The sequence below is a fragment of the Duganella rhizosphaerae genome (assembly GCF_040364205.1).
Lineage (GTDB): Bacteria > Pseudomonadota > Gammaproteobacteria > Burkholderiales > Burkholderiaceae_D > Rugamonas > Rugamonas rhizosphaerae.
This window is the reverse complement of record NZ_BPWK01000054.1, coordinates 1-1,771: the sequence shown is the minus strand read 5'-3', so window position 1 is coordinate 1,771 and position 1,771 is coordinate 1. Positions and strand designations below refer to the sequence as shown.

1 protein-coding gene is annotated in these 1,771 nt (G+C 71.7%); it reads left to right on the top strand.

From position 1 onward, the window contains the following. The coding region (locus RUGAMON1_RS32555) for a condensation domain-containing protein (protein WP_445234408.1) at window positions 1-1,771 on the top strand (1,771 nt) is incomplete at both ends.

Here is a 1,771-nt window from a genome sequence, read left to right as displayed (position 1 = left end):
GCCCCGCAAGGCCCGGCCGAAACCATGCTGGCCGCCATCTGGGCCGAACTGCTCGGCCTGGAACAAGTCGGCCGCGACGACCACTTCTTCGAGCTGGGCGGCCACTCGCTGCTGGCGGTACAGGTGGTGTCGCGCCTGCGCCAGCAGACCGGCGCCGAGCTGGCGCTGCGCGACCTGTTCGCCCACCCCACGCTGAGCGCGCTGGCCGCCTTGCTGGCGTACAGCAATCACGCCGAGCGCAACGAACCAGACCAGCGCGGCGCGCAGCTGCCCGCCATCGCGACGAGCGCGCGCGACATGCCGCCACCGCTGTCGCTGGCGCAGCAACGCCTCTGGTTCCTGGCCCAGCTCGACGCCGCTGCCGGCGCCGCCTACCACCTGCCGGCCGCGCTACGCCTGCACGGTGCGCTCGACCTGCCGGCGCTGCGCGCCACGCTCGACCGTCTGGTGGCCCGCCACGAAAGCCTGCGCACCACCTTTGTCCAGCACGACGGCGCGCCAGCACAGGCAATCGCCGCCGCAGGCCAAGGCTTCGCGCTGCACCTGCACGACCTGCGCGCGCTGGCCGGCCACGAACAAGACGCCGCCGTGGCGCGCCTGCGCGCCGACGAAACGGGCCGCCCCTTCGACCTGGCCGCCGGACCGCTGGTGCGCGGCCGGCTGCTGCAACTGGACGCCGACACGCACGTGCTGCTGCTCACCCAGCACCACATCATTTCCGACGGCTGGTCCATCGGCATCATGGTACGCGAGGTCAGCGCGCTATACGCCGCCTTCAGCCAGGGCTTGCCCGACCCGTTGCCGGAGCCGGCCATCCAGTACGCCGACTACGCCGCCTGGCAGCGCCAGTGGCTCAGTGGCGCCGTCCTGCAACGGCAAACCGACTGGTGGCGCGCACACCTCGACGGCGCTCCCGCCCTGTTGGCCCTGCCCACCGACCGGCCACGCCCGGCCGTGCAGCGTTACGCCGGCGCCAGCGTCGCACTGACGCTGCCGGCCGCCCTCAGCGCCGAACTGCGCGCGCTGGCGGGCCGCCACGGCGCCACCCTCTTCATGACCATGCTGGCCGGCTGGGCCGCTTTACTGTCCCGCCTCGGCGGCCAGGACGACATCGTCGTCGGCACCCCGGTGGCCAACCGCCAGCGCCGCGAAGTCGAGGACGTGATCGGCTTCTTCGTCAATACCCTGGCCTTGCGCGTGCGCCTGCACGACGACCCGAGCGTGAGCGAACTGCTGCAACAGGTCGCCCACACGGCGCTCGACGCCTACGCCCACCAGGACCTGCCGTTCGAACAGGTGGTCGAGGCGCTGCAACCGGTGCGCAGCATGAGCCACAGCCCGCTGTTCCAGAACATGCTGACCTGGAACAACGCCCCGGCCGGCGCGCTGCAGCTGCCCGGCCTGCAACTGGCCGCGCTGCCGGCCGAACAACTGAGCGCGCAGTTCGACCTGGCGCTGACGCTGGCCGACGACGGCGTCGTCATCGGCGGCCACATCGACTACGCCACCGACCTGTTCGAACACGCCAGCGTCGAACGCATAGCCGGCCACTTCCAGACCCTGCTGGCGGCCATGGCGGCCGACCCGCAACAGCGCGTCGGCGCACTGGCCCTGCTCACGCCGGACCAACGCCACCATCTGCTGGCCGGATTGAACAACACCGCTGCCGACTACCCGCGCGACCAGCTGCTGCACCAGGCCTTCGAGGCGCAAGCCGCTACGCAGCCTGACGCCATCGCCCTGGTGTGCGAAGGCCACAGCCTGAGCTACG